This is a genomic window from Serratia sp. D1N4 (genome assembly GCF_054552755.1).
The window spans coordinates 4060551-4086222 of the sequence record NZ_CM137274.1 but is presented as its reverse complement, the minus strand read 5'-3'; the positions used below and the strand labels follow the sequence as shown (position 1 = coordinate 4086222).

Annotated in this window: 25 protein-coding genes and 1 pseudogene; 13 read left to right on the top strand and 13 right to left on the bottom strand. The window is 54.1% G+C overall.

The genetic code is table 11. The features are described from left to right. Positions 1 to 37: 37 nt before the first annotated feature. The 4 genes from ACX1CU_RS18315 to ACX1CU_RS18300 all read right to left on the bottom strand — a co-directional run bounded on the left by ACX1CU_RS18315 (position 38) and on the right by ACX1CU_RS18300 (position 4541). Positions 38 to 1042, bottom strand: a complete 1005-nt coding sequence (locus ACX1CU_RS18315; protein WP_459399664.1) for a LacI family DNA-binding transcriptional regulator — start codon at positions 1040 to 1042, stop codon at positions 38 to 40. Positions 1043 to 1145: 103 nt separating this feature from the next. Then, the gene (gene ggt / locus ACX1CU_RS18310) at positions 1146 to 2909 is read right to left on the bottom strand and encodes a gamma-glutamyltransferase (RefSeq protein ID WP_459399663.1); all 1764 of its coding nucleotides are present in this window, start codon (positions 2907 to 2909) and stop codon (positions 1146 to 1148) included. 218 nt (positions 2910 to 3127) lie between these two features. Further along, positions 3128 to 3730 (bottom strand): peroxiredoxin C, encoded by a 603-nt coding sequence (locus ACX1CU_RS18305; protein ID WP_459399662.1) that lies wholly within the window; start codon positions 3728 to 3730, stop codon positions 3128 to 3130. Positions 3731 to 3959: 229 nt separating this feature from the next. Beyond that, complete coding sequence (locus ACX1CU_RS18300) at positions 3960 to 4541, bottom strand: ACP phosphodiesterase (RefSeq protein ID WP_459399661.1); 582 nt, start codon at positions 4539 to 4541, stop codon at positions 3960 to 3962. 120 nt (positions 4542 to 4661) lie between these two features. Between ACX1CU_RS18300 and queA the strand changes: the two genes are divergently transcribed. The 5 genes from queA to secF all read left to right on the top strand — a co-directional run bounded on the left by queA (position 4662) and on the right by secF (position 10153). Beyond that, positions 4662 to 5732: a tRNA preQ1(34) S-adenosylmethionine ribosyltransferase-isomerase QueA gene (gene queA / locus ACX1CU_RS18295; RefSeq protein WP_459399660.1), complete on the top strand. Its 1071-nt coding sequence runs from the start codon at positions 4662 to 4664 to the stop codon at positions 5730 to 5732. Between the two features lie 78 nt (positions 5733 to 5810). Further along, positions 5811 to 6935 carry a tRNA guanosine(34) transglycosylase Tgt gene (tgt, locus tag ACX1CU_RS18290; RefSeq protein WP_459399659.1) on the top strand — a complete coding sequence of 375 codons (1125 nt, stop codon included), beginning with the start codon at positions 5811 to 5813 and terminating at the stop codon, positions 6933 to 6935. Positions 6936 to 6968: 33 nt separating this feature from the next. After that, a complete protein-coding gene (gene yajC / locus ACX1CU_RS18285; protein ID WP_004940391.1) occupies positions 6969 to 7301 on the top strand; it encodes a preprotein translocase subunit YajC in 333 nt (110 codons plus the stop codon). A 25-nt stretch (positions 7302 to 7326) separates the two neighbouring features. Continuing rightward, positions 7327 to 9174 (top strand): protein translocase subunit SecD, encoded by a 1848-nt coding sequence (secD, locus tag ACX1CU_RS18280; protein WP_459399658.1) that lies wholly within the window; start codon positions 7327 to 7329, stop codon positions 9172 to 9174. A 10-nt stretch (positions 9175 to 9184) separates the two neighbouring features. Further along, positions 9185 to 10153, top strand: coding sequence for a protein translocase subunit SecF (secF, locus tag ACX1CU_RS18275; protein WP_459399657.1), 969 nt, complete (start codon positions 9185 to 9187; stop codon positions 10151 to 10153). Between the two features lie 88 nt (positions 10154 to 10241). Here secF and ACX1CU_RS18270 read toward each other — a convergent pair. Continuing rightward, positions 10242 to 10772 (bottom strand): annotated as a pseudogene (locus ACX1CU_RS18270) (SadB/YajI family lipoprotein); the annotation flags it as partial. 197 nt (positions 10773 to 10969) lie between these two features. Here ACX1CU_RS18270 and nrdR point away from each other — a divergent pair. From nrdR to pgpA, 6 genes are all read left to right on the top strand, one after another. Next, a complete protein-coding gene (nrdR, locus tag ACX1CU_RS18265; RefSeq protein ID WP_037394689.1) occupies positions 10970 to 11419 on the top strand; it encodes a transcriptional regulator NrdR in 450 nt (149 codons plus the stop codon). A gap of 10 nt (positions 11420 to 11429) precedes the next feature. After that, complete coding sequence (gene ribD / locus ACX1CU_RS18260; RefSeq protein ID WP_459399656.1) at positions 11430 to 12545, top strand: bifunctional diaminohydroxyphosphoribosylaminopyrimidine deaminase/5-amino-6-(5-phosphoribosylamino)uracil reductase RibD; 1116 nt, start codon at positions 11430 to 11432, stop codon at positions 12543 to 12545. A gap of 111 nt (positions 12546 to 12656) precedes the next feature. Continuing rightward, positions 12657 to 13127 carry a 6,7-dimethyl-8-ribityllumazine synthase gene (gene ribH / locus ACX1CU_RS18255; protein WP_459399655.1) on the top strand — a complete coding sequence of 157 codons (471 nt, stop codon included), beginning with the start codon at positions 12657 to 12659 and terminating at the stop codon, positions 13125 to 13127. Positions 13128 to 13148: 21 nt separating this feature from the next. Further along, positions 13149 to 13565 carry a transcription antitermination factor NusB gene (gene nusB, locus ACX1CU_RS18250; protein ID WP_459399654.1) on the top strand — a complete coding sequence of 139 codons (417 nt, stop codon included), beginning with the start codon at positions 13149 to 13151 and terminating at the stop codon, positions 13563 to 13565. A 45-nt stretch (positions 13566 to 13610) separates the two neighbouring features. Beyond that, positions 13611 to 14597 carry a thiamine-phosphate kinase gene (gene thiL, locus ACX1CU_RS18245; RefSeq protein WP_459399653.1) on the top strand — a complete coding sequence of 329 codons (987 nt, stop codon included), beginning with the start codon at positions 13611 to 13613 and terminating at the stop codon, positions 14595 to 14597. Continuing rightward, positions 14594 to 15082 (top strand): phosphatidylglycerophosphatase A, encoded by a 489-nt coding sequence (gene pgpA / locus ACX1CU_RS18240; RefSeq protein WP_459399652.1) that lies wholly within the window; start codon positions 14594 to 14596, stop codon positions 15080 to 15082. The genes thiL and pgpA overlap by 4 nt, the downstream gene beginning before the upstream one ends. 56 nt (positions 15083 to 15138) lie before the next feature. Here the strand turns inward: pgpA and ACX1CU_RS18235 are convergent, their stop codons facing one another. From ACX1CU_RS18235 to xseB, 4 genes are all read right to left on the bottom strand, one after another. Further along, complete coding sequence (locus tag ACX1CU_RS18235) at positions 15139 to 16113, bottom strand: aldo/keto reductase (protein ID WP_459399651.1); 975 nt, start codon at positions 16111 to 16113, stop codon at positions 15139 to 15141. A 100-nt stretch (positions 16114 to 16213) separates the two neighbouring features. Then, the gene (gene dxs / locus ACX1CU_RS18230) at positions 16214 to 18076 is read right to left on the bottom strand and encodes a 1-deoxy-D-xylulose-5-phosphate synthase (protein ID WP_459399650.1); all 1863 of its coding nucleotides are present in this window, start codon (positions 18074 to 18076) and stop codon (positions 16214 to 16216) included. 33 nt (positions 18077 to 18109) lie between these two features. Further along, complete coding sequence (ispA, locus tag ACX1CU_RS18225; RefSeq protein WP_459399649.1) at positions 18110 to 19012, bottom strand: (2E,6E)-farnesyl diphosphate synthase; 903 nt, start codon at positions 19010 to 19012, stop codon at positions 18110 to 18112. A gap of 5 nt (positions 19013 to 19017) precedes the next feature. Further along, positions 19018 to 19281 (bottom strand): exodeoxyribonuclease VII small subunit, encoded by a 264-nt coding sequence (gene xseB / locus ACX1CU_RS18220; protein ID WP_459399648.1) that lies wholly within the window; start codon positions 19279 to 19281, stop codon positions 19018 to 19020. Between the two features lie 290 nt (positions 19282 to 19571). On the opposite strand from xseB, the gene thiI reads away from it, so the two are divergent. Further along, a complete protein-coding gene (gene thiI, locus ACX1CU_RS18215) occupies positions 19572 to 21020 on the top strand; it encodes a tRNA uracil 4-sulfurtransferase ThiI (RefSeq protein WP_459399647.1) in 1449 nt (482 codons plus the stop codon). A gap of 38 nt (positions 21021 to 21058) precedes the next feature. Here thiI and yajL read toward each other — a convergent pair whose 3' ends face one another. Together yajL and panE are read right to left on the bottom strand one after the other, a co-directional pair. Next, entirely contained in the window at positions 21059 to 21649 is a 591-nt protein-coding gene (yajL, locus tag ACX1CU_RS18210) for a protein deglycase YajL (protein ID WP_459399646.1), read from the bottom strand. Next, positions 21612 to 22523, bottom strand: coding sequence for a 2-dehydropantoate 2-reductase (gene panE, locus ACX1CU_RS18205; protein ID WP_459399645.1), 912 nt, complete (start codon positions 22521 to 22523; stop codon positions 21612 to 21614). The genes yajL and panE overlap by 38 nt, the downstream gene beginning before the upstream one ends. A 168-nt stretch (positions 22524 to 22691) precedes the next feature. Between panE and ACX1CU_RS18200 the strand changes: the two genes are divergently transcribed. Then, positions 22692 to 23183, top strand: coding sequence for a YajQ family cyclic di-GMP-binding protein (locus ACX1CU_RS18200; RefSeq protein ID WP_024913870.1), 492 nt, complete (start codon positions 22692 to 22694; stop codon positions 23181 to 23183). 34 nt (positions 23184 to 23217) lie between these two features. Here the strand turns inward: ACX1CU_RS18200 and ACX1CU_RS18195 are convergent, their stop codons facing one another. Further along, positions 23218 to 24582, bottom strand: a complete 1365-nt coding sequence (locus ACX1CU_RS18195; RefSeq protein WP_459399644.1) for an MFS transporter — start codon at positions 24580 to 24582, stop codon at positions 23218 to 23220. A 198-nt stretch (positions 24583 to 24780) separates the two neighbouring features. Beyond that, positions 24781 to 25671, bottom strand: a complete 891-nt coding sequence (gene cyoE / locus ACX1CU_RS18190) for a heme o synthase (protein WP_459399643.1) — start codon at positions 25669 to 25671, stop codon at positions 24781 to 24783. Between the last annotated feature and the right edge of the window lies 1 nt (position 25672).

Here is a 25672-nt window from a genome sequence, read left to right as displayed (position 1 = left end):
ATCACTCAGGTTGTCGTCAACCACGGCAACCTGAGCTTTATTGAACCAGTAATTTCCCGGTGAAAAACTCACGTCTTAAAGGTTGGTCGTTAGGGGTATCTTTGATGGCATTGAACAGCAGTTCTGCGGCGATTTCCCCTAGCATCTGCGTATCATGATAGACCCCGGCGATCTGTAAGCCGTAATCACAGGCCTTGGGCGGCTCATCGATGGAAAAGAATTTTATCCGATCGTAAATATTTAGCTGGTGGCAGAGTGAAATCGCACCAAGCGTGATAATGCCATTCAGGCCGACAATATAGTGCGGCTGGTTTTGCGCATCAGCAAGGTATTCTTTAACCTGTGCTGCCTGTGAAATAAAATCATAATCGCCGTTGATGATAGTGATTTCACTATTTCTATTTGCCAAGGCATCGATAATCCCCTGAGTACGCATCAGAGTGATTTCTGAATCTGCGGGGCCGCCGAGAATAAGGATTTTACTGTCTGGCTGTTCGGCAAGATATTTACCGGAAAGTTTACCGATCTCCAGGTTATTAAGAAATACGCCGCTCAGTTGCTGATTATAAATATCTCGATCTATAAGAATCAGTGGGGTGTGATAGCGCTCAGCCTGGTTCAGATAGGCCGGTTGATAGTTTTTATCATCGCGTACGGCGGATAATAAAATGCCGCGTGCTTTATAACCAAACAGCGCCTGAATCGCCTGCATCTCTGCCGCTTCACTGCCGTCGGTATCAAACAGCATAATCTGATAGCCCTGCTGGCGGGCAATGCGCGATACGGTTTGAATTAAATTGGAATAAAACGGGTTATACAAACTGCTGGTGACAATACCGATAATCTGGCTGCTGCTTTTTTTTAATCCCTGAGCAAAGGCATTGGGAACATAATTAAGCTCTTTGGCGATAGCATGGATTTTTTCAAGCGTTTCCGGCTTTAACAATTCGGGCTTATTAAAAGCGCGGGAAACAGTGATATTAGTCACGTTAGCTCGGCGAGCAATATCTACAATGGTCGCATTTGATTTTGCTTTCGACACCGTTAATCCTTGCTTTAATGCATCAACAGAACGCCATTGTAGGGAAGGCACCTACAGGATGCCAGGCGAACTTTTCCGCCTGGCAAGACATCAGGCCTGGGAATCAGTACCCCACGGCTGAACCTGCCGGACGGCGCACGTCGTTGGCACCATACAGGTAACCTTCGCGTACTTTGCCGGAAACGGCGGAATCATTGCCGGAGTTGGCCGGGGTGACACCGGCGGCACCCGGTAAGCCCACCAGAATCAGTTCGGCGGCGCCCCAAGGGTTTTGCTCGACCATCTTGTAGCCCATTTCCTTCAGAATTTTCAGCGTATCGGCAGACACGCCACGCTGTTCGTAATACACCTCATCCGGCAACCACTGATGGTGAATACGTGGAGCATCTACCGCTTCCTGCGGTGCCATGCCGTGGTCGATGACGTTCAGCGCGGTTTGCAGCGTGATGGTGATGATGCGTGAACCGCCCGGTGAGCCGAGCACCATAAAGATTTTATTGTCTTTGGTCACCAGCGTCGGGCTCATCGAGGATAGTGGGCGCTTACCGGGGGCGATGGCGTTTGCTGTGCCCTGTACCAAACCGTAAAGGTTTTTCTCGCCCACTTTGACGGTGAAATCGTCCATTTCATCATTGAGGAAGAAACCGGTGCCCGGTGCGATCACCACCGAACCGAAACGGCCATTGACGGTATAGGTGGTAGAAACCGCGTTCCCGTGGCTATCGACAATGGAATAATGGGTGGTTTCTGGTTTTTCGTGCGGTTCCATACCGGGTTGCACGTTTTCAGAAGGCGTCGCTTTATTGGCAACAATCTGCTTGCGGATCTGCTCGGCGTAGCTCTTGCTCACCAACCGATCAACCGGGTTTTTAATAAACGCCGGATCGCCGAGGTAGGTATTGCGGTCCATATAGGCATGGCGCATGGCTTCGGTCATGGTGTGGATCGCCGCTGCTGAGTTAAAGCCCATGCTTTTCAGATCGTAACCTTCAACAATATTCAGCGTTTCGCACAGTGTCACGCCGCCGGAGCTGGGCGGTGGTGCGGAAACGAATTTATAGCCACGGTAGCTGCAAGTGATAGGGGCGCTTTCGGTGACTTTATAGCTAGCAAAATCGGCCGCCGTCAGGATCCCACCGCCTTTTTTGGCAGCATCCTCCACCGCCTGTGGGATTTTGCCCAGATAGAAGGCAGAGGGGCCTTGTTTGGCGATCGCTTCCAGCGTATTGGACAGGTCGGTTTGCACTAATAAATCGCCCGGTTGCAGCGGTGAGCCATCTTTACGCAGGAAGATTTTCGCTGCTTCCTGATCTTGCTTAAAACGTGTGATGGTGGTGTCGAGAATATCGGTGTCGGCCCGCGTTAGGATAAAGCCTTCGCGCGCCAGCTTGATTGCCGGTGCGAGCACTTGCTCACGGCTCAGTTTCCCGTATTTCTCGCGTGCGGTTTCCATCCCCAGTACCGTACCGGGCACGCCAGAAGCCAGGTAGCCGTATAGGCTGGCGTCTTTTTTTACCTTGCCGTTGGCATCCAGATACATATCGGCACTGGCCGCAGCCGGAGCAGTTTCGCGGAAGTTGATAAAGGTGTCGGTGCCATCGGCCAAGTGCACGGTCATAAAGCCGCCGCCGCCGATATTGCCACAGCAAGGGTTAACCACCGCCTGTGCGTAACCCACGGCCACTGCGGCATCTACCGCATTGCCACCCATCTTGAGAATATCTACGCCGACCTGTGAGGCCAGATGTTGCGATGTCACGACCATGCCATTTCTGGCTTCTACCGCCGGATTGGAAGCGGCGTACAGGTTGCTGCTGACCAGCAAGGCCGCCAAGGTCAGTGGTTGGCTCCATTTTTGCAAAAACATAACGACTCCTGTCGATTCTTATTGTGATGAGACTTTTTGCCAGTCTTTAAAACGCAAAGAACAGGCCGGGATAATGATAGTAGCGGCAGGGGGAATGCGGGTTATAGATATGAGTTAAAACAGAGAGGTAAAGCACAAAATAGGTGCAAATGCCCGGCTAATGGGCATAAAAAAACCGGCCAGCAGGGCTGACCGGTTCACACGCAAGCAAGCTGAAATTACAGCTTGGAGGCGTTCTCAGACAGGTATTTAGCCACGCCGTCTGGAGAGGCGCCCATACCCGCTTTGCCTTTCTCCCACTGAGCTGGGCACACTTCGCCGTGCTCTTCGTGGAATTGCAGTGCGTCAACGGTACGGATCATTTCGTCGATATTACGGCCGATTGGCAGGTCGTTAACGATCTGCGAACGTACGATGCCGTTTTTGTCGATCAGGAAAGAACCACGCAGTGCTACGCCAGCATCTGGGTGCTCGATGCCGTAAGCTTTCTGAATTTCGCGCTTAACGTCAGCAACCATTGCGTATTTCACTTCACCGATGCCGCCTTTGTCGACAGGGGTTTTACGCCATGCGTTGTGGACGAATTCTGAGTCGAAGGAAACGCCTACAACTTCAACGCCGCGCTTCTGGAATTCTTCATAACGGTGATCGAAAGCGATCAGCTCTGAAGGACATACGAAGGTGAAGTCCATCGGCCAGAAAAACACTACGGCTGGTTTGCCGTTCAGGTGCTTCTTCAGGTTGAAGTTTTCAACGATTTCGCCGTTGCCCAGTACGGCAGCAGCGGTGAAGTCAGGGGCTTGACGAGTTACCAGGACCATAATTACTCCTGTAATAGTTGTTAGGGGGTTGATGTAAAAGCAAGAGTCAGTATAGGGGCCGTGACTCGGTGAATAAAGGGTAAATGACCAATCAATGAGATAGTTTTTACCTATCAAACCGAGAAATTAAATTCGGCAGGCTTTAAAAGTAACCTTTTCGTGCAAAAGGGCAAGTGTTAAAGGGCAATTTCTTGTGATCCTGCGTACTAGATAGCATTTAGGCACCAGATTACAGTGCCTTGTTTTTCGCCTGTTGCATAATCTGCGGGTAAAATTGCCAGAAGTGTGTTTCAAGCTGATGATAATTGCGCTCCACGTCGGCAAAAGAACCCGCCAGAGCACCCAGGCGCGGGCGGCGGCTAGCCATGCCTTGTAACACCTTCGCGATAAACGGCAGCTCGGCATAGCGCTCCAGCCAGCGTTCCGGCCAGAGATAGTGGTTCAGGTTCTGGAAGCGCGCAGGCGTCAGCGGCAGATGCGGCATAATCTGGCCGCGCGCTTCCTCAGTGAAATTCTGCAGGCTGCGAGTGGGTTCAAGCTGGTGCCAGTGGCGCGCCAGAAAGTGATCCCACACCACGTCGAGCGTAATCGGCGCAACGCGGCGGAACTCCGGGCTGAAATAGTCACGGCAGGCGCGGATTACGGGCAGGGTATCGACCAATACGTCGACACGGCGGTGCATCATGATGCCGGCAACCACTTCAGGATCGTAGTCCCCGGCAGGGTTGCCACGCACGAAGTCGGCCAGTAGGTTGCCCAGTAATGAGCTTTCGGCAAGCTGGGCCAAATGGAGATGAGCGAGAAAATTCATTTGGCAACTATAACGCAAGTTATGCAATCCCTCCTTATCTCTTGCTGCTGGTCGCCCACGGCTTTAGACTGTACCGCCTGTTTTTTCTTAATTAGCTCTATATTGAAGAAGTGAATACCCATGCGCGTCGCCGATTTTTCTTTTGAACTCCCTGAGTCTTTAATTGCCCACTATCCACAGCCGGAGCGCAGCGCTTGCCGTTTGCTGCAACTGGACGGGCCGACCGGAGCCTTGACGCACGGCGTATTCACCGATCTGCTGGATAAGCTGGAAGCTGGCGATCTGCTGGTATTTAACAATACGCGCGTGATCCCGGCGCGTCTGTTTGGCCGCAAGGTCAGCGGTGGCAAGATTGAAGTGCTGGTGGAGCGGGTGTTGGACGATCACCGCGTACTGGCGCATGTGCGGGCATCCAAAGCACCAAAGCCCGGTGCTGAACTGCTGCTGGGCGACGATGAAAGCATTGCCGCTACCATGGTTGCTCGCCATGACACGTTGTTTGAACTGCGTTTCAATGACGATCGTGACGTTTTCACTATCCTCAACGCGGTTGGCCATATGCCATTGCCGCCGTATATCGACCGCCCAGATGAAGATGCCGATCGCGAACTGTATCAGACCGTCTACAGCGAAAAACCGGGTGCCGTTGCGGCACCAACCGCCGGGTTGCACTTCGACGAACCGCTGTTGGCTGCGCTGCGTGCCAAGGGCGTTGAAATGGCGTTTGTTACCTTGCACGTTGGGGCCGGAACCTTCCAGCCGGTGCGGGTGGAAACCATTGAAGAACACGTGATGCATGCGGAATACGCCGAAGTGCCGCAGGAAGTGGTAGATGCCGTGTTGGCTTGTAAAGCGCGTGGCAAACGCGTGGTGGCAGTGGGGACTACCTCGGTGCGTTCGCTGGAAAGCGCCGCTAAGGCGACTCAGGATGCATTGATTGCCCCTTTCTTTGGCGATACCCAGATCTTTATCTATCCCGGCTACCATTATCAGGTGATTGATGCGCTGGTGACCAATTTCCACCTGCCGGAATCGACGCTGATCATGCTGGTTTCTGCCTTTGCTGGCTATAAGAACACCATGAATGCCTATCAGCAGGCGGTGGCCGAGCAGTACCGCTTTTTCAGCTACGGTGATGCGATGTTTATCAGCCGTAATCCGCAGGCGGAAAACGAATCCGTCGGCGAGTGAATATGAATCCCTGGGTTACGCGCACCGCGTGGCCCTGTTTTAATGTCATCGGACTGTTTTTCCGGTGCTGGAGGTTTTGTGAAGTACGAATTACAAACAACCGATGGCCGTGCTCGCCGTGGCCGCCTGGTCTTTGAACGTGGCGTAGTGGAAACCCCGGCCTTTATGCCGGTAGGGACCTACGGTACGGTCAAAGGCATGACGCCGGAAGAAGTGAAAGAAACCGGCGCGCAGATCCTGCTGGGTAACACCTTCCACCTGTGGCTGCGCCCAGGGCAGGAGATCATGAAACTGCACGGCGATCTGCATGACTTTATGCAGTGGCACGGCCCGATCCTGACCGACTCCGGTGGTTTCCAGGTGTTCAGCCTGGGAGCGATGCGCAAGATCAAAGAGGAGGGCGTCTATTTCCGTAACCCGATTAACGGCGATAAAGTGTTCCTCAGCCCGGAAAAATCGATGGAAATCCAGTATGACCTAGGGTCTGACATCGTGATGATTTTCGATGAGTGTACGCCTTACCCGGCCGATTGGGACTACGCCAAGCGCTCGATGGAAATGTCGTTGCGCTGGGCGCAGCGCAGCCGTCAGCGTTTTGATGAACTGAATAATAAGAATGCTTTGTTCGGTATTATTCAGGGCGGGGTTTACGAAGATTTACGTGATGTTTCAGTAAAAGGGCTGGTGGATATCGGCTTTGATGGTTACGCTGTGGGCGGTTTGGCGGTCGGTGAGCCAAAAGAGGATATGCATCGCATTCTCGAGCATGTTTGCCCGCAAATTCCAGAAGATAAGCCACGCTATCTGATGGGGGTGGGCAAGCCGGAAGATCTGGTAGAAGGTGTGCGTCGCGGTATCGATATGTTCGATTGCGTGATGCCAACGCGTAATGCCCGTAACGGCCATTTGTTCGTGACTGACGGTGTGGTAAAAATCCGCAATGCCAAGCACAAGGATGATACTTCTACGCTGGACAAGGACTGTGATTGCTATACCTGCCGCCATTACAGCCGCGCCTACTTGCATCATCTTGATCGTTGCAACGAAATATTAGGTGCCCGATTGAACACAATTCATAACCTGCGATACTACCAGCGCTTAATGGCGGGTTTACGCCAGGCTATTGAAGAGAGTAAATTAGAGCTGTTTGTTGCAGATTTTTATGAGCGGATCGGTAAGCCGGTTCCATCTTTAACTGCTTGATTCAATAATTAATAACTTAATGAGGGATTTTCAATGAGCTTTTTCATTTCTGACGCCGTCGCATCCGCAGGGGCTCCGGCTCAGGGAAGCCCGTACTCTCTGATCATTATGCTGGTGGTATTTGGTCTGATTTTCTATTTCATGATCCTGCGTCCACAGCAGAAACGCGCTAAAGATCACAAGAAACTGATGGACTCCATCGGCAAGGGTGATGAAGTGTTGACCACCGGTGGCCTGATTGGCCGCGTCACCAAAGTGGCTGACACCGGTATCATTGCCATTGCGCTGAATGACACCACGGAAGTGATGATCAAGCGTGACTTCGTGGCGGCCGTTCTGCCGAAAGGTACTATGAAGGCCCTGTAATTTCGTTTTCCCTAAGGGAACTGCCGTGCTAAACCGTTATCCTTTGTGGAAGTATCTGATGTTGATCGTCGTGATCCTCGTCGGTCTGCTTTATGCACTTCCCAACATTTACGGTGAGGATCCGGCCGTACAAATCACTGGCGCGCGCGGTGTCGCCGCCAGTGAAGCTACGCTGGACCAAGTCCGTAACGTATTAGAAAAAGATAATATTGCGAGCAAGTCGATTGCGCTGGAAAACGGTGCCATCCTGGCTCGCTTTAAAGATCCTGACGTTCAGCTGCGCGCCCGTGAAGCCTTGATGGCAGAATTGGGTGATAAATATGTTGTGGCGCTGAACCTTGCTCCGGCAACGCCAACCTGGTTGAGGCTGCTGAACGCAGAGCCGATGAAATTGGGTCTGGACTTACGTGGTGGCGTGCACTTCCTGATGGAAGTCGACATGGATACCGCGCTGGGCAAGTTGCAAGAACAAACCATGGATACCCTGCGCAGTGAACTGCGTGAAAAGGGCATTCCCTATGCTGCGATCCGCAAGCTGGAAAACAACGGTGTGGAAGTCCGCTTCCGCGACGATGCTGCGCGCGATCAGGCGATCAGCTTCATGGCCCCACGCCAGCGTGATCTAGTGCTTTCAGCCAATGGCACCAACACGCTGAAAGCGACCATGACCGATGCGCGTCTGAGCGAAGCGCGTGAGTATGCGGTGCAGCAGAACATCACCATCCTGCGTAACCGTGTTAACCAGCTCGGCGTTGCCGAACCTTTGGTACAGCGCCAGGGTTCTGACCGCATCGTGGTTGAACTGCCAGGTATTCAGGATACGGCACGCGCCAAAGAGATCCTGGGGGCCACCGCTACGCTGGAATTCCGCCTGGTGAACACCAACGCGGATGCGACCGCAGCAGCAAGTGGCCGCGTACCGGGTGATTCCGAGGTGAAATTCACCCGTGATGGCAAGCCGATCGTGTTGTACAAGCGTGTGATCCTGACCGGTGACCACATCACTGACTCCACTTCCAGCACTGACGAGTACAACCAGCCGCAGGTTAACATCTCGCTGGACAGTGCCGGTGGCACTGCAATGTCTAACTTCACCAAGGATAGTATCGGTAAACCGATGGCGACCCTGTTTGTGGAGTACAAAGACAGCGGCAAGAAAGACGCCAATGGTCGTTCGATCCTAGTGAAGCAGGAAGAAGTGATCAACGTGGCGAATATTCAGTCGCGCTTGGGCAACAGCTTCCGTATCACCGGTATCGATAATCCGAACGAAGCTCGCCAGCTTTCGCTGCTGCTGCGCGCCGGTGCGTTGATTGCGCCTATCCAGATCGTGGAAGAACGCACAATCGGCCCAACGCTGGGTCAGCAGAACATCACTCAGGGTCTTGAGGCTTGTCTGTGGGGCCTGGTGGCATCCATCGTGTTTATGGTGGTCTGGTACCGCAAGTTTGGCCTGATCGCCTCAAGCGCGCTGATGGCTAACCTGGTGCTGATTGTCGGCGTGATGTCACTGTTGCCGGGTGCAACGCTGACGATGCCGGGGATTGCCGGTATCGTGCTGACGCTGGCGGTGGCGGTCGACGCCAACGTACTGATCAACGAACGTATCAAGGAAGAACTGAAGAATGGGCGATCCATTCAGCAGGCGATCCATGAAGGCTATAAAGGCGCGTTCTCCAGTATTGTTGATGCCAACGTCACTACCCTGATTACCGCGATCATTCTGTACGCAGTGGGTACGGGTTCGATCAAGGGCTTTGCAATTACCACCGCAATCGGTGTGGCGACGTCCATGTTCACCGCGATTGTCGGTACCCGTGCCATCGTCAACCTGCTTTACGGCGGCAAGCGCATTAACAAGCTGTCTATCTGAGGAGTGCGTTGTGGCACAGGATTATACTGTTGAACAACTCAACTACGGCCGTAAAGTCTATGACTTTATGCGCTGGGATTACGTGGCCTTCGGCATCTCATTGCTGCTGCTGATCGCGTCAATCGCCATTATGTCCGTTCGTGGTTTTAACTGGGGCCTGGATTTCACCGGTGGTACGGTGATTGAAATCAACCTGGAAAAACCGGCGAATCTGGATCTGATGCGCGATACGCTGGAAAAAGCCGGGTTCAAGGATCCGATTATTCAGAACTTCGGCAGCAGCCGCGACGTGATGGTGCGTATGCCACCCGCGACCGGCACCGCAGGCCAGGAACTGGGTAATAAAGTGATCGGCGTGATCAACGATGCCGTTGACAAGAATGCGACCGTTAAACGTATCGAGTTCGTTGGCCCGAGCGTAGGGAGTGAGTTGGCACAAACCGGCGGCATGGCGCTGCTGGTGGCGTTGATCTGTATCCTGATTTACGTTGGCTTCCGCTTCGAATGGCGTTTGGCGTTGGGGGCGGTTATCGCTCTGGCGCACGACGTGGTCATTACTATGGGCGTGCTGTCGCTGTTCCATATTGAGATTGACCTGACGATTGTCGCTTCTTTGATGTCGGTTATCGGTTACTCGCTGAACGACAGTATCGTGGTTTCTGACCGTATTCGTGAGAACTTCCGCAAGATCCGCCGCGGAACGCCTTACGAGATCATGAACGTGTCGCTGACCCAGACGCTGAGCCGTACCATCATGACTTCCGCTACCACGCTGATGGTGGTTCTGATGCTGTACATCTTCGGCGGCGCGATGCTGCAAGGCTTCTCACTGACCATGTTGATCGGTGTGTCCATCGGTACCGTATCCTCTATCTACGTAGCGTCCGCGCTGGCGTTGAAACTGGGTATGAAACGTGAGCACATGCTGCAGCAGAAAGTGGAGAAAGAGGGCGCAGACCAGCCTTCGATTCTGCCGTAATGCTAATCTGCTGTACGTTCAGCTGAATAAAAAGAGCGCCATTTGGCGCTCTTTCTTTATCTGCTTGGGGGCCCGCAGCGCTGTCGGTGACGGGGTTAACACTGTGCAGGCGAATATAGCCAAGTTGTTCCGGCGTGACGCCGCTCAGACGCAGTTCAAAGTTTTGTTCATTTTTGGGTAACAACGAATCATGGCTGCGGATCTGCTGCGACAGCGAACCTGCCGTTAGCGGCATGCCGGTGGTGACATCCAACTGGCCCCACTCCAGCTTAGCGGTAAAGTCTGGCAGGTTTTGGCCGGAGATTGTGCGAATCACCAATGTAGCCTGAGTGCCGTTGGCTTCGTTCTTCATTTGACTGAGTGAAACACTCAGTTCACCCACGCTGCTTTGTAACCTGGCAGCACTGTTGGCAGCCGGGAGTAGATAAACACCGCTGGTGGAATTCTGGTTCAGCCGATTCTGGCGCTCCAGCGCGCTAGCCTGATCGGTCAGCGTACTTAGCATCTGTTTCAACTCAACGACCTGGCTTTTGAGCTTGGGCACTTCGCGGTGTGGTGTACAACCTGCCAGTAAAATCAGGGTAGTGAACAGGGCGGTGTGACGATAACGGATAGTCATGATAAGGGAACCTTATTCAATCGCTTCGGTTGCCAGCTTAACGGCATCGCCAGGTAAAGTCATGCCTATCCCGGTAGTGTGGCCTGTTTTGTGTTCGTTCATGGCAGTGGCTCGCAACAAATACCCGCCGGCCTTTGTTGTGGCCTAACTTCGGGGTAAACTATTCTTAACTATAAAAACGTTTATCAGGACGAGTTATGCATTGCCCTTTCTGCGCTGCCGTTGATACCAAAGTTATTGATTCTCGCCTGGTGGGGGATGGATCGCAGGTGCGCCGTCGTCGCCAATGTCTGGTTTGTAACGAACGTTTTACCACTTTCGAAGTTGCCGAGCTTGTGATGCCGCGGGTGGTTAAAAGCGATGAGGTCCGTGAACCCTTCAACGAAGATAAACTGCGCCGTGGCATGCTGAAAGCGTTGGAAAAGCGCCCGGTCAGCGCTGACGACGTAGAAAGCGCGATCAGCCATATCAAATCCCAGTTGCGTGCTACCGGTGAACGTGAAGTCCCCACCAAAATGGTCGGCAATCTGGTGATGGATGAACTGAAGAAGCTGGATAAAGTGGCTTACATCCGTTTTGCCTCGGTGTATCGCAGTTTTGAAGATATCCGTGAATTCGGCGAAGAGATCGCCAAACTGCAGGATTAACAGGATCCGCATGCACAACGATGAATTTTACATGGCACGCGCCTTTGAACTGGCGCGATTAGGGCGTTTCACCACCCCACCTAACCCCAACGTGGGCTGCGTGATCGTGCGCGATGGCAACATTGTGGGAGAAGGTTACCATTTACGCGCTGGCGAACCCCACGCTGAGGTTCATGCCTTGCGTATGGCGGGTGAACAGGCGCGCGGTGCCACGGCTTATGTGACGCTTGAGCCTTGCAGCCATCATGGTCGCACGCCGCCCTGCGCCGATGCTCTGGTTGCTGCGGGCGTCAGCCGTGTGGTGGCCGCAATGCAGGATCCTAATCCGCAGGTGGCCGGACGTGGGCTGTATAAATTGCAGCAGTCCGGTATCGAAGTTCATCATGGCTTGATGTTGGCAGAGGCCGAAGCGGTCAATCTGGGCTTTTTGAAGCGCATGCGTACCGGGTTCCCCTATGTGCAGTTGAAGTTAGGGGCGTCGCTGGATGGCCGCACGGCGATGGCGTCTGGAGAAAGCCAGTGGATCACTTCTCCACAGGCCAGGCAGGACGTGCAGCGTTTGCGGGCTGAAAGTTCAGCCATCCTCAGCACCAGCGCCACCGTGCTGGCCGATGACCCTGCATTGACGGTGCGTTGGGATGAGCTGGATAGCGCAACCCGGCAGATTTACCCGCAGGAAAACCTGCGGCAGCCAGTACGGATTATCCTCGATAGCCAAAACCGGGTCACACCACAGCATCGGTTGGTACAACAGCCGGGATCAACCTGGCTGGCTCGCCTGCAACCGGACGATCAGCGTTGGCCGCAGGGTGTCGAACAACTGTCGTTCCCTGCGCACGGTGGCGGGATCGATCTGGTGGTGATGATGATGCAACTGGCCAAGCGCCAGGTGAATTCCATCTGGGTTGAAGCTGGTGCCAAACTGGCGGGTGCTCTGCTGCAAGCCGGGCTAGTCGACGAGCTTATTGTGTACGTCGCGCCAAAATTGCTGGGCGATGGTGGCCGCGGCCTGTGTCAACTGCCGGGCCTGGAACAACTGGCCGATGCGCCGGAGTTCGTCTTCAGCGAAGTGCGCCAGATCGGCCCCGATCTGCGTCTGCGCTTGAAAGCCAAGTTTAGTCTGTAGCCTCCGCCTGCCGTGCTGCCAAGGTTTTACAAAACCGCCGCGCAGGCAGGTAAAGAATATGATAGAATCCGCCCCCCTGCGGGGTATTGAACCCATTTTTAAGGAAAGCCCATGAAAGTTATCGAAGGTGTTGTTGCTACTCCTAATGCCCGTGTGGCGATCGCAATTGCACGTTTTAACAATTTCATCAACGACAGCCTGCTGCAAGGTGCCATTGATGCGCTGAAGCGCATTGGCCAGGTTGCTGATGACAACATCACCGTTGTCTGGGTTCCAGGCGCTTACGAACTGCCGTTGACTGCACGCGTGCTGGCGAATACCGGCAAATACGATGCGGTGATTGCACTGGGCACCGTGATCCGTGGGGGCACCGCGCACTTCGAGTATGTGGCGGGTGAAGCCAGCTCTGGCCTGGGTAATGTCTCGCTGAATAGCGAGATCCCGGTTGCCTTTGGCGTTCTGACCACCGAGAGCATCGAACAAGCGATCGAGCGTGCCGGTACCAAAGCGGGCAACAAAGGTGCAGAAGCTGCCCTGACCGCACTTGAAATGATCAATGTAATTAAAGCCATTAAAGCCTGAATTTAGTCTAAGGGGAATTCCGTGAAACCTGCTGCTCGTCGCCGCGCTCGTGAGTGCGCTGTTCAAGCGCTTTACTCTTGGCAGTTGTCTAGAAATGACATTGCCGATGTTGAACACCAGTTCCTGACGGAGCAGGATGTCAAAGATGTTGACATCGCCTATTTTCGTGCGTTGCTGTCCGGTGTGGCAGTGAATGCAGGTATGTTGGACGAACTGATGACGCCATACCTGTCACGCCAGCTCGATGAATTGGGCCAGGTGGAAAAAGCCGTCCTGCGCATTGCGCTGTTCGAACTGAAAATGCGTGAAGACGTCCCTTACAAAGTGGCTATCAACGAAGCGATCGAACTGGCGAAAACCTTCGGCGCTGAAGACAGCCATAAGTTTGTGAATGGGGTGCTGGATAAAGCGGCACCTAGCATCCGCAAGAAAAAATAAATTTAAGGCCGGTTTTCCGGCCTTAGTTTCTTTGGAAGATTGACCATGGCATGCGGCGAATTTGACCTCATTGCTCGCTATTTTGACCGGTTTAAGAGTCTGCGCCGGGACGTACAGTTGGGCATTGGAGATGACTGCGCACTCCTGACAGTGGCAGAGAAACAGCTTTTAGCCATCAGCACCGACACCTTGGTTTCGGGTGTTCACTTCTTGGCGGATATCGATCCGGCCGATCTCGGCTACAAAGCATTGGCCGTTAACCTGAGCGACCTGGCAGCCATGGGTGCCGATCCGGCGTGGCTATCGCTGGCGCTGACGCTGCCCGACGTTGACGAAGCCTGGCTCAAAGCCTTTAGCGATAGTCTGTTCGATCAGTTGAATTACTACGGTATGCAACTGATCGGTGGCGACACCACCCGTGGCCCGCTGAGCATGACCCTGACCATCAACGGGCTGATCCCCGCAGGGCGGGCGTTGACGCGTGCTGGTGCGCGTATTGGCGACTGGATTTACGTGACCGGCATGCTGGGTGACAGCGCCGCAGGGCTGGCGATCCTACAGGATCGTTTGTCGGTCGATAATCAGGCGGCCCGTGAATATCTGTTAGCACGCCATCTGCGCCCGCAGCCACGCGTGTTGCAGGGCCAGGCGTTACGCGATCTGGCCAGCTCGGCGATCGATATCTCTGACGGCCTGATTTCAGATTTGCAGCACGTGCTGAAAGCCAGCGAATGCGGTGCGCGCATCGAATTGGACGAACTGCCCATATCACAGGCGTTAACCGGCAACACCGATGCCGAGCAGGCATTGCGTTGGGCGCTGACCGGTGGTGAAGACTATGAGCTATGCTTTACTGTGCCGGAAATCAATCGCGGGGCGTTGGAAGTGGCGTTAAGCCATCTGGGCGCAGATTATACCTGCATCGGCCAGATTGGCCCGAGTTCCGAAGGCATGAAGTTCTATCGTGACAACAAAGAGATTACGCTGCCATGGAAAGGTTTTGATCACTTCAATCTAGAGCCAAGCCTATGAAGGATGAAGCAAAACGTCGGTTGCGCATGAGCAACCCGTGGCACCTGCTGGCGACCGGTTTCGGCAGTGGGCTTTCGCCGATCATGCCGGGTACCATGGGCTCGCTGGCGGCGATCCCATTCTGGCTATTGCTGATCCAACTGCCGTGGCAGCTCTATTCGCTGCTGGTGATGTTCAGTATCTGTATCGGCGTCTATTTGTGTCACCGCACCGCGAAAGACATGCGGGTGCACGATCACGGCAGTATCGTCTGGGATGAGTTCGTCGGGATGTGGATCACCCTGATGGCGTTGCCGGTCAACAGCTGGCAATGGGTCGCTGGCGGGTTTGTAGTGTTCCGCATTCTGGATATCTGGAAACCCTGGCCGATCCGCTGGTTCGATCGTAACGTGCACGGCGGTACCGGGATCATGGTCGACGATATTGTTGCCGGGGTACTCTCCGCCGGTATTATCTATCTGATTGGCCATTATTGGCCGATTTGACGTTGATTCAGCGGGGCCAGAAGGCTTTTTTTGGCTCCGCTGATTTGAACCCTCTGCTATGCAAAACCTACAACTTGATGCGGCACATAGGCCGTTTCTAACTCGCTAATCTCTTCGGGGCTGAGCTTTAGCTCAATGGCGGCCACGGCGTCTTGCAGGTGTTCACTGCGTGATGCGCCAATAATCGGCGCGGTAACGACCGGTTTACTCAGCAACCATGCCAGCGCCACTTGCGCACGAGGAACGCCGCGTTTTTCCGCAATATTGGCAACGCGCGCGGCGATCAGCGCGTCGATCTCTTCCGTTTTGTCATACAGCGTTTTGCCATAGAGATCGGAAACCAGCCGTGCGCTGCTTTCACCCCATGGGCGCGTCAACCTGCCGCGTGCCAGCGGGCTCCAGGGCAGCACCGCAATACCTTCGGCAGCACACAGCGGGTGCATCTCACGTTCTTCTTCGCGTTGCAGCAGGTTGTACTGATCTTGCATGGTGGCAAAGCGCGTCCAGCCGTGCAGATCGGCGGTGTACAGCGCTTTGGCAAACTGCCAGGCGAACATTGAAGAAGCGCCGATATAGCGTGCTTTACCGGCTTTCACCACGTCATGCAGCGCTTCCAGCGTTTCTTCAATCGGGGTTTCATAATCCCAGCGGTGGATTTGCAGCAGGTCAACGTAGTCGGTGCCCAGGCGTTGCAGGCTGTCGTCGATGGACTGCATGATCTTAGGGCGCGATAGGCCACGTTCCAGATTGCTCATGGCGTTATAGACTTTGGTGGCGATCACCACCTCTTCGCGGCGCGTATAGTCGCGCAGCGCACGGCCAAGAATTTCTTCGCTGCTGCCATCGGAATAGTTATTGGAGGTATCGAAAAAGTTGATACCGGCATCCAGCGCCTGCTTGATCAACGGGCGGCTACTTTCTTCCGGCAGCGTCCAAGCGTGATTACCGCGCGTCGGCTCACCGTAGGTCATACAACCCAAGCAGATGCGGGAAATCTTCAGATCGGTGTTACCCAGTTTCAGATATTGCATGCCTATCTCCTGTTTAGCATTCAGACGATAACGATACGGAAAGGCTATGCGGGCGCATGCTGCGCCCGTCTACAGGATGAAGAGAGTGGTGGAGGGGGAACTATGCCAGCCAGTTTTCGATCTGACGTTGAATACCAGCGGCGTCCAGCCCCAGATCGCTGCGGATCTCTTCCTGGCTGCCTTGGGGGATAAAGTAATCCGGCAGGCCGATATTCAGTACCGGCACCACCCGGCGTTTGGCCATCAGCAATTCATTAACGCCGCTGCCTGCGCCACCCATAATGGCATTCTCTTCCAATGTGACCAGCACTTCATGGCTGGCAGCCATTTCCAGCACCAACTGTTCATCCAGCGGTTTAACAAAACGCATATCTACCAGCGTGGCATTTATCGCCTCGGCGGCAGCGGTGGCTTCCGGCAGCAAAGTACCGAAGTTGAGGATTGCCACTTTCTCACCTTCACGGCGCACGATGCCTTTGCCGAGCGGCAATGCGGCCAGCGGTTCCAGCTTGGCACCCGTACCGCTCCCGCGCGGGTAGCGCACCGCGCTTGGGCCGTCGTTATAGTGGTAACCGGTATACAGCATCTGGCGGCATTCGTTTTCGTCACTCGGCGTCATGATCACCATATTCGGGATGCAGCGCAGGAAGGAGAGATCGAATGCCCCTTGGTGAGTTTGCCCGTCGGCCCCGACAATGCCGCCGCGATCGATAGCGAACATCACCGGCAGATTCTGGATGGCCACGTCATGGATCAACTGATCGTAAGCCCGTTGCAGGAAGGTGGAGTAGATCGCCACCACCGGCTTGTAGCCGCCAATCGCCAGGCCAGCGGCGAAGGTCACCGCATGTTGCTCGGCGATCGCTACATCGAAATACTGCTGCGGATAATCGCGGGAGAACTGCACCATGCCGGAACCTTCACGCATAGCGGGGGTGATAGCCATCAATTTGCTGTCTTTGGCGGCGGTTTCACTCAGCCATTCACCAAAGATCTTCGAGTAGGTTGGCAAACCGCCAGCACTTTTCGGCAGAGTACCGCTGGCGGGATCAAACTTGGGCACGGCGTGGAAACTGATCGGGTCTTTTTCGGCAGGCGCATAACCACGACCTTTTTTGGTCATGATATGCAGCAGTTGCGGGCCTTTCAGATCGCGCATGTTTTTCAGCGTGGCGGCCAAGCCTTGTACATCATGGCCATCCACCGGGCCAATGTAGTTAAAACCCAGCTCTTCAAACAGCGTACCGGGAACCACCATGCCTTTCAGATGTTCTTCTGTGCGTTTCAGCAGCTCTTTGATCGGCGGCAGGCCGGAGAGCACCTTCTTGCCGCCTTCGCGCAGCGTGGAATAGAGCTTGCCGGACAGCAACTGCGCCAGATGATTGTTCAGGGCACCGACGTTTTCGGAGATCGACATTTCGTTGTCATTCAGCACCACCAGCATATCTGGGGTGATGTCACCGGCATGGTTCATGGCTTCGAACGCCATTCCGGCGGTGATGGCGCCATCGCCAATCACGCAGACGGTACGGCGGCCTTTACCCTCACGCGCTGCCGCTACCGCAATGCCAAGACCGGCGCTGATCGAGGTAGAAGAATGACCAACAGAAAGCACGTCGTATTCGCTTTCGGCGCGCCATGGGAAGGGATGCAGCCCGTTTTTCTGGCGGATAGTGGCGATACGATCGCGGCGGCCGGTCAGGATCTTGTGCGGATAAGCCTGATGCCCAACGTCCCAGACCAACTGATCAAACGGCGTGTTATAGACGTAATGCAGTGCCACCGTCAGTTCAACGGCTCCCAGCCCGGACGCAAAATGGCCGCTGGAGCGGCTGACGCTGTCCAGCAGATATTGCCGCAGTTCATCACACAGCTTCGGCAGGCTTTCTTTTGGCAATGAGCGAAGCTCATCCGGGTTTTCCGCTAGCGCCAATGTCGGGTATTTGGCTATATCAAGGGTCATTCGATACTCATATCAGAGGATTAACGTCATACGTTAATTGTCGCGTTCAATGATGAAGCTGGCTAACGCACGTAATGGCGCCGTATTGTGAGATTGTGCTGCCAAAGACTCTAACGCAGCCAAGGCTTCCTGATAGAGATCCCACGCCTTTGCCCGTGCGCTGTCAAGCCCAAGTAAGGCCGGGTAGGTACTCTTTCCATGTTGTTGGTCCGCTCCCTGGCGTTTGCCGATTTTTTCGGTTTCGCCCACCACGTCCAAAATGTCATCCTGCACCTGAAACGCCAGGCCGATCGCAGCGGCGTAACGATCGAGCTGCGGCAGTGCCGCACGGCCCGGTTCACCGGCAGCCAGGGCTCCCAAGCGAACCGCTGCACGAATTAACGCGCCGGTTTTGTGGCGGTGGATTTGCTCTAATGCGGCTAGATCGACATGCTGCCCTTCCGCTTCCAGATCCAGCGATTGGCCGCCGCACATCCCGGCAACGCCGCTGGCGGTTGCCAGTTCAGAGATCATCGCCAGCCGATCGCGTATTGCGACATCCGGCATGTCGGCATCGGCCAGAATCGAAAACGCCAGCGTTTGTAAGGCATCGCCAGCCAGAATCGCGTTGGCTTCACCGAATTTGACGTGGCAGGTGGGTTGACCACGGCGCAGATCGTCATCGTCCATTGCCGGTAAATCGTCATGAATCAGCGAGTAGGCGTGAATGCACTCTACCGCAGCGGCGGGAGCATCAAGATTATTCAGTGACAGGCCAAACATCTGCCCGGTCGCGTAAACCAGGAAGGGGCGCAGGCGTTTGCCGCCCAACAGCGCGCCGTGGCGCATGGCTTCAACCATCTTGCCGTTATTGAACGGCAGCGGCGCGATGTAGTCCAGCAACGCGCGATCGCTGCGTTGGCGGAAAGCCTGTAACTGATGGTGAAAATCAGACATCGTAATTACTCAGCGTCCGGGGTAAAAGGTGCCAGAGCAGCATCGTCGTTGCTGTCGTTGAGCAGGATTTGTACGCGCTGTTCTGCCTGCTGCAATTTTTGTTGGCCCTGACGCGCCAGTTGTACACCGCGTTCGAACTCGTTTAACGCGTCTTCCAGCGGCAGTTCGCCCGACTCCAGGCGTGTCACGATGTGCTCAAGTTCGCTAAGGGAGTTTTCAAAGCTGATGCTTTGCTCTTTACTGTCTGATTGTGCAGGTTTTTTCGGCATAATTTTCTTTTTACATCATCATGTGAACAGTGGTGCCAGAGCCTATCCTAGCGGATCTTGATTAGCAAATCATGGCGTGAATGTATGGTTTTGCGCGCGGCGCGCGAGCAGATAGTGATATACTTCGCGCCCAGATAAGAATGATAAAAGTTCGTCAGGTTCGAAGTTTTATCATTCTTATCGCCATTGTATACCTAATAGCTTTTAAGTTGCAGCCAACTGCTGCCGCTCGAAAGATTCAGGATATAAATCTTTTACCCCGTAATTCTTATCAGACAATAAAAACCGCCATGAAGTTTATCATTAAATTGTTCCCAGAAATCACCATCAAGAGTCAATCTGTGCGCTTGCGCTTCATTAAGATTCTGACAACCAATATCCGCAACGTGCTGAAGCAGTATGATGAAACGCTGGCGGTGGTCCGTCACTGGGATTTTATCGAAGTTCGAGCCAAAAACGAAAATCAGCGCCCGGTGATCGCTGAAGCATTAACCCGCATTCCTGGCATTCATCATATCCTGGAAGTGGAAGATCGCGTTTATACCGATGTGCACCATATCTTCGAACAGACGCTGGAAACCTACCGTGAACAGTTGGAAGGCAAAAGCTTCTGCGTGCGGGTTAAGCGCCGTGGCAAGCATGAGTTCAGTTCTCAGGATGTGGAACGCTACGTGGGCGGCGGCCTGAATCAGCACATCGAAAGCGCGCGCGTTAAGCTGTCGCATCCGCAGGTTACGGTGAATCTGGAGATCGAAGACGACAAGCTGATGCTGGTTAAATCGCGCCGCGAAGGCATTGGCGGCTATCCGATCGGCACTCAGGAAGATGTACTCTCACTGATTTCTGGCGGTTTTGATTCCGGTGTTTCCAGCTACATGCTGATGCGCCGTGGCTGTCGCGTGCACTATTGCTTCTTTAATCTGGGTGGCGCAGCGCATGAAATCGGCGTCAAGCAGGTGGCGTATTACCTGTGGAATCGTTTTGGCAGCTCGCACAAGGTGCGTTTTGTGTCGATCGATTTTGAGCCCGTGGTGGGTGAGATCCTGGAAAAAGTGGATGACGGCCAGATGGGCGTGGTGCTCAAGCGTATGATGGTGCGCGCCGCTTCCCAGGTGGCAGAGCGTTATGGCGTGCAGGCGCTGGTGACCGGCGAAGCGCTGGGCCAGGTATCCAGCCAGACGCTCACTAACCTGCGCATGATCGACAACGCTTCCGATACGCTGATCCTGCGTCCGCTGATTTCGCACGATAAAGAGCACATTATCAAGGTAGCGCGGGAAATTGGTACTGAGGACTTCGCCAAAACCATGCCGGAATACTGCGGTGTGATTTCGAAGAATCCGACGGTTAAAGCGGTGAAAACCAAAATTGAAGAAGAAGAGGGTAACTTTGACTTCGAGATTCTGCAGCGGGTGGTGCGTGAAGCGCGCAATGTGGATATCCGCACCATCGCAGAAGAGGCGCGGGAGCAGGTTACCGAAGTGGAAACCGTTGCTGAATTCGCGGCTGACGAGGTGATTCTGGATATTCGTTCCATCGACGAGCAGGAAGAGAAACCGTTGCAACTGGCTGAGGTTGAGGTCAAATCGCTGCCGTTCTACAAGCTGAGCAGCCAGTTTGGCGATCTCGACCAGAGTAAGACCTATCTGCTGTATTGCGATCGCGGTGTAATGAGCCGTTTGCAGGCGCTGTATCTGCTTGAGCAAGGTTACGCCAACGTTAAAGTGTACCGCCCATAAGGTGTGACCGGCAGGCAGTCTGGCCTGCCGGTAGAAACTCAACTGCTGAAGTCGTACATGCCGGGGATCAGCACTAACTGTGCTGCCACTTCGGCGGCCTTGGCCTTGCCCAAGAGTAAATCGATCAGCTTCAGAGCAAACTCCATTGAGGTGCCTGGTCCTTGGCTAGTGAGTAGGTTGACGCGCGGATCAAAAACGACACGCCTTTCTATCCATTGACCTTCTGGGATCTGATCTTTCAGACCGGGGAAACCAGTCATGTTACCTACCGGGAACAGTTTGTGATGCTGTAATACCAGCGCAGGCGCTGCACAGATGGCGGCAACAATCTTGCCCTGTAGGTGCATTTGGCGGACTTTTTCTACCAGTAATGGGCTATCGCGGAAGCACTCTGCCCCTTTAATTCCCCCTGGCAGGACAATGGCATCGAAAGGGTCATCCACAATCGCTACCAGCGGCGCGTCAGCCAGCAGTTTCACGCCGCGTGAGCAAATGATGGTCAGGTTGCCATCACCAGCTACGCTGGCGGTAGTGACCTTCACCCCGGCGCGCACCAGGAGATCGATAGTGGTAACGGCTTCTGTTTCTTCGCTACCAGGTGCTAGGCAAACCAACACCGACACGCTCATATTCATTTTCCTTTCGTTTAATCAATTCGAACAAACGGGTATTTTCTGGCAGAGGAATACCGTGGCTGCGCCCGCGCCGCAACAAATAGCCGGTAATGTAGTCGATTTCGGTATGCCGCTGGGCGCGGATATCCTGCAGCATTGAGGAGATGTTGTCCGCCGTGAGTTGGATCACCTGCATAACGTAGGACATCAGATCTTCGCACGAGGTATGGTGGCCTTCCATTTCCATCACGCTGGCCACTTCGCAGCAGAGCGTTTCTATCTGTTCCGGGTAACGCTGTAGATCGCCGTTGTGGCAGCCATACAGTGCAGTCAGTGGGTTGATTACGCAGTTAACCGCCAGCTTGCGCCAACTGGCGGAGGCAATGTGGTTATGCCAGGCAACGTCCGGCAGCGCCTGATGCAGCACTTCTGCCAAGTGGCTGAGATGGGTGGCCTGCGGCGTGATGGGGCCGATATGAGTCACCCCGTTCGCTACGTGAACAATGGTGTTGCCATCATGACGTGCTGCATGAGTGGTAGTACCTTGCAGCAGCGGCTGACTATGTGGTGGCAGTTCGTCCTGCGTTCCCATGCCGTTGTGCAGGAGCAAAATGGCGCAATGTGGGTTCAGCTTAGGCAATAGCGCAGTGACTGCACCGGAAACCTGCCAGGCTTTCAGCGTCACTAACAACAGTTCACTCTGCGCAAGATGTTCGGGGTCGTTGGTGGGTAAATTACGGTTGAACGATGCGCCGTCAGGCTCGATCACGTTCACCGCACAAAATGGTTGGGGGACCCGTAACCATCCCTGTACGTCATGGCCTTGCTGATAGAGCCGCGAAAGCCACAGTTGCCCGAGCGCACCGCAACCAAGAATGGTTATTTTCATTCAATCTCCTTGGTGTCCGGGAATACCGCTGATGAATCTGCCTATTATAGGCTTTTCTGTTGCTAAGCGTCTTGCCCGGCAGTGATATCGGAATTTTGCCAAGGACGATAAAGCGGGTATCATGCACCGCATCGAAATCGCTTAGGCTCTCATTCAGGAGGAAGAAGTATGCCATCTTTCGACATCGTTTCCGAAATTGATATGCAGGAAGTTCGCAATGCCGTTGAGAACGCGACGCGCGATCTCAGTACGCGTTGGGATTTCCGTAACGTCCCGGCCAGTTTTGAGCTGAACGAGAAAAATGAAAGCATCAAAGTGGCCAGTGAGTCCGACTTCCAGGTGCAGCAACTGCTGGATATTTTGCGTGAAAAACTGAGCAAACGCAGCATTGATGGCGGTGCTCTGGAGATCCCGGAAGAACTGACCCACAGTGGTAAAACCTACAGCGTTGAAGCCAAGCTGAAGCAAGGTATTGAGACGACGTTGGCGAAGAAAATTGTGAAGCTGATTAAAGACAGCAAGCTGAAAGTGCAGGCACAGATTCAGGGTGATGAAGTGCGCGTCACCGGCAAGGCACGCGACGATCTGCAAAGCGTGATGGCGCTGGTGCGTGGTGCCGATCTGGGGCAGCCGTTCCAGTTCAAAAACTTCCGCGATTAAAAAAACCAGGGCCGCTTAAGCGGCCCTGGTTATTCTATAGTGCGTTGACCAGCGCTTCCAATTGGCCACGATTGGTCTGTTTGGTATCAACCTTCACATAGGCACTGCGTTCTTCTGGCACTACAACGGCTTCTGCTACGCCCGGTTGAGCCATCAGGCGGCTTTGCAGTGCTGAATCCTTCACCGCCAGCTCAGAGAGTGTGATACGCAGGCTGCTGACGTACGGCGGTTCCTTCATGGTGCTGCTGACCACAAACCAGATGGCGGCAATCACCGCTCCGGCAATAAACACCAACCCTGCGCCCTGTATCCCATACAACCAACCCCCCAGGCTCCCGCCGATGGCGACGCCGATAAATTGGCTGGTGGAGTAAACCCCCATGGCTGTGCCTTTATAACCCGCAGGAGATTCTTTGCTGATCAACGAAGGCAGAATCGCTTCCATCACGTTAAACGCCATGAAGAACAACTGCACGCCGGCAATGATGCCCCACAGGTGTAGCCCGGCAAACCACAGCAGAACTTCGGCACAAAATAGCACCGCTACGCAGCCCATGAAAACCTGCTTCATGCGGCGATATTTTTCAGCATAAATAATGAAGGGCACTACGGCGGCAAAGGAAACCAGCATGGTGACCAGATACACTTTCCAGTGATCGCTGGCGGCCAGCCCGGCGTGTTGCATGGCCAGCGGCAGGGCAACGAAGCTGGACATCAACAGAATGTGCAGGCACATGATGCCGAAGTTGAGTTTCAGCAGACGCGAATTGCTCAACACCTTACTGAAACTGCCACGCACGATACTCGATTCGCGGTTCAGCACGTGATCGTCGGCGGAAGGGACCACCGTCAGCGTAATCACGATCCCTGCTAATGCCAGTACGGCAATCATCCAGAACAGCGCATGCAGGCCGAAGGCATGGGTGACGATCGGGCCAACCACCATCGCAATGGCGAAGGTAATGCCGAAACTGACGCCGATAAATGCCATCGCCTTGGTGCGGTTCTGCTCACGAGTCAAATCCGACAGCAGCGCCATCACCGCGGCGGCAATTGCCCCGGATCCCTGCAAGGCGCGGCCAAGAATGATCCCCCAGATAGAATCGCTGACGGCGGCGATCACGCTACCAAAGGCAAAAATCAGCAGGCCGCCGACGATCAGCGGTTTACGCCCGATGCGATCGGAAACCAGCCCGAACGGGATCTGAAAAACCGCCTGCGCCAAACCATAGATACCGATCGCGATACCGATCAAGGCTTCACTGGCACCGTTCAGCGCCATGCCATAGGTGGTGAGAACCGGCAGTACCATAAACATGCCGAGCATGCGCAGCGAGAAAACGGTTCCCAATCCCCATGTTGCGCGGCGCTCTTGGGGCGTCATTACATTGTCGTTCATCGTGACCTCAATAAAACCTATTCCGTCAGGCTGGGAAGATTAAAGCCTGATGGAATAGCTTCTAGCAAGCTGCGTCATTTTAGTGTTTGGGGTGAGGGGGGTAAATTGAATGTTGTTTAACAGATATTACAGCTAAGTGGTTTTTCTGCGAGATAAATAAAATGGGCCGCTGAGCGGCCCATTCACAGATTACTGGCTTTACCAGACGTAGCTTAACAACGTCTCCGGTGAAGCTCCTACGCTAAAGTCGATAGACATCATCACGCTCAGCGAAGTAATGGCAACAATCGAGAACACAAACAGTTTGCGTGCCCAGACGCTGTCATTTTCGGTTTTGTAACCACGCAGTGCCATACCAAGCCACCAGACGCTCACCGCCGCTGCGACGATCAGGTATTTGTAGCCAGCGTAGCCGCCCAGAGTCAGCATCAATGTCGCAATCATAAACGCCAGAATGTAGACCGTAATATGATTTTTAGCGACAGAAATACCCTTCACCACTGGCAGAACCGGAATGTTGGCTGCTTGGTAATCCTTAAAGCGGAAGATGGCAATCGCATAAGAATGCGGCATCTGCCACAGGCTAAAGATCGCCAGCAGGATCAACGCTCCAGCGTCAAACTCGTTGGTGACGGCACAATAACCGATCACGGGTGGAGCCGCGCCCGACAGGCTGCCGATTAGCGTGCCGTATACCGAGTGGCGTTTCATGTACAGGCTATAAACGCCGACATAAACCACAAAACCCATTACCGCCAGCCACATGGCCAGCGGGTTCGCGGCGATATACAACAGTGCAAAACCAGCAATACCCAACAGGGTAGCGTAAACCAGGGTCACACTCGGCGCGATCAGGCCCCTTACCAGCACCCGATTCTTCGTTCTCTCCATTTTCTTGTCGATGTCACGGTCGATGAAGTTGTTAAATACACAACCCGAGGCGACCACCAACGAGACACCCAACAGGGTGGCGAGAAACAGGGGATAGTTGATGCTCCCTTTGGAAGCAAGCAGGAATCCCCCAACGACAGAAATTAAATTGCCGAAAATAATTCCTGGTTTAGTGACTTGCAGGTATTGCTTAATCATC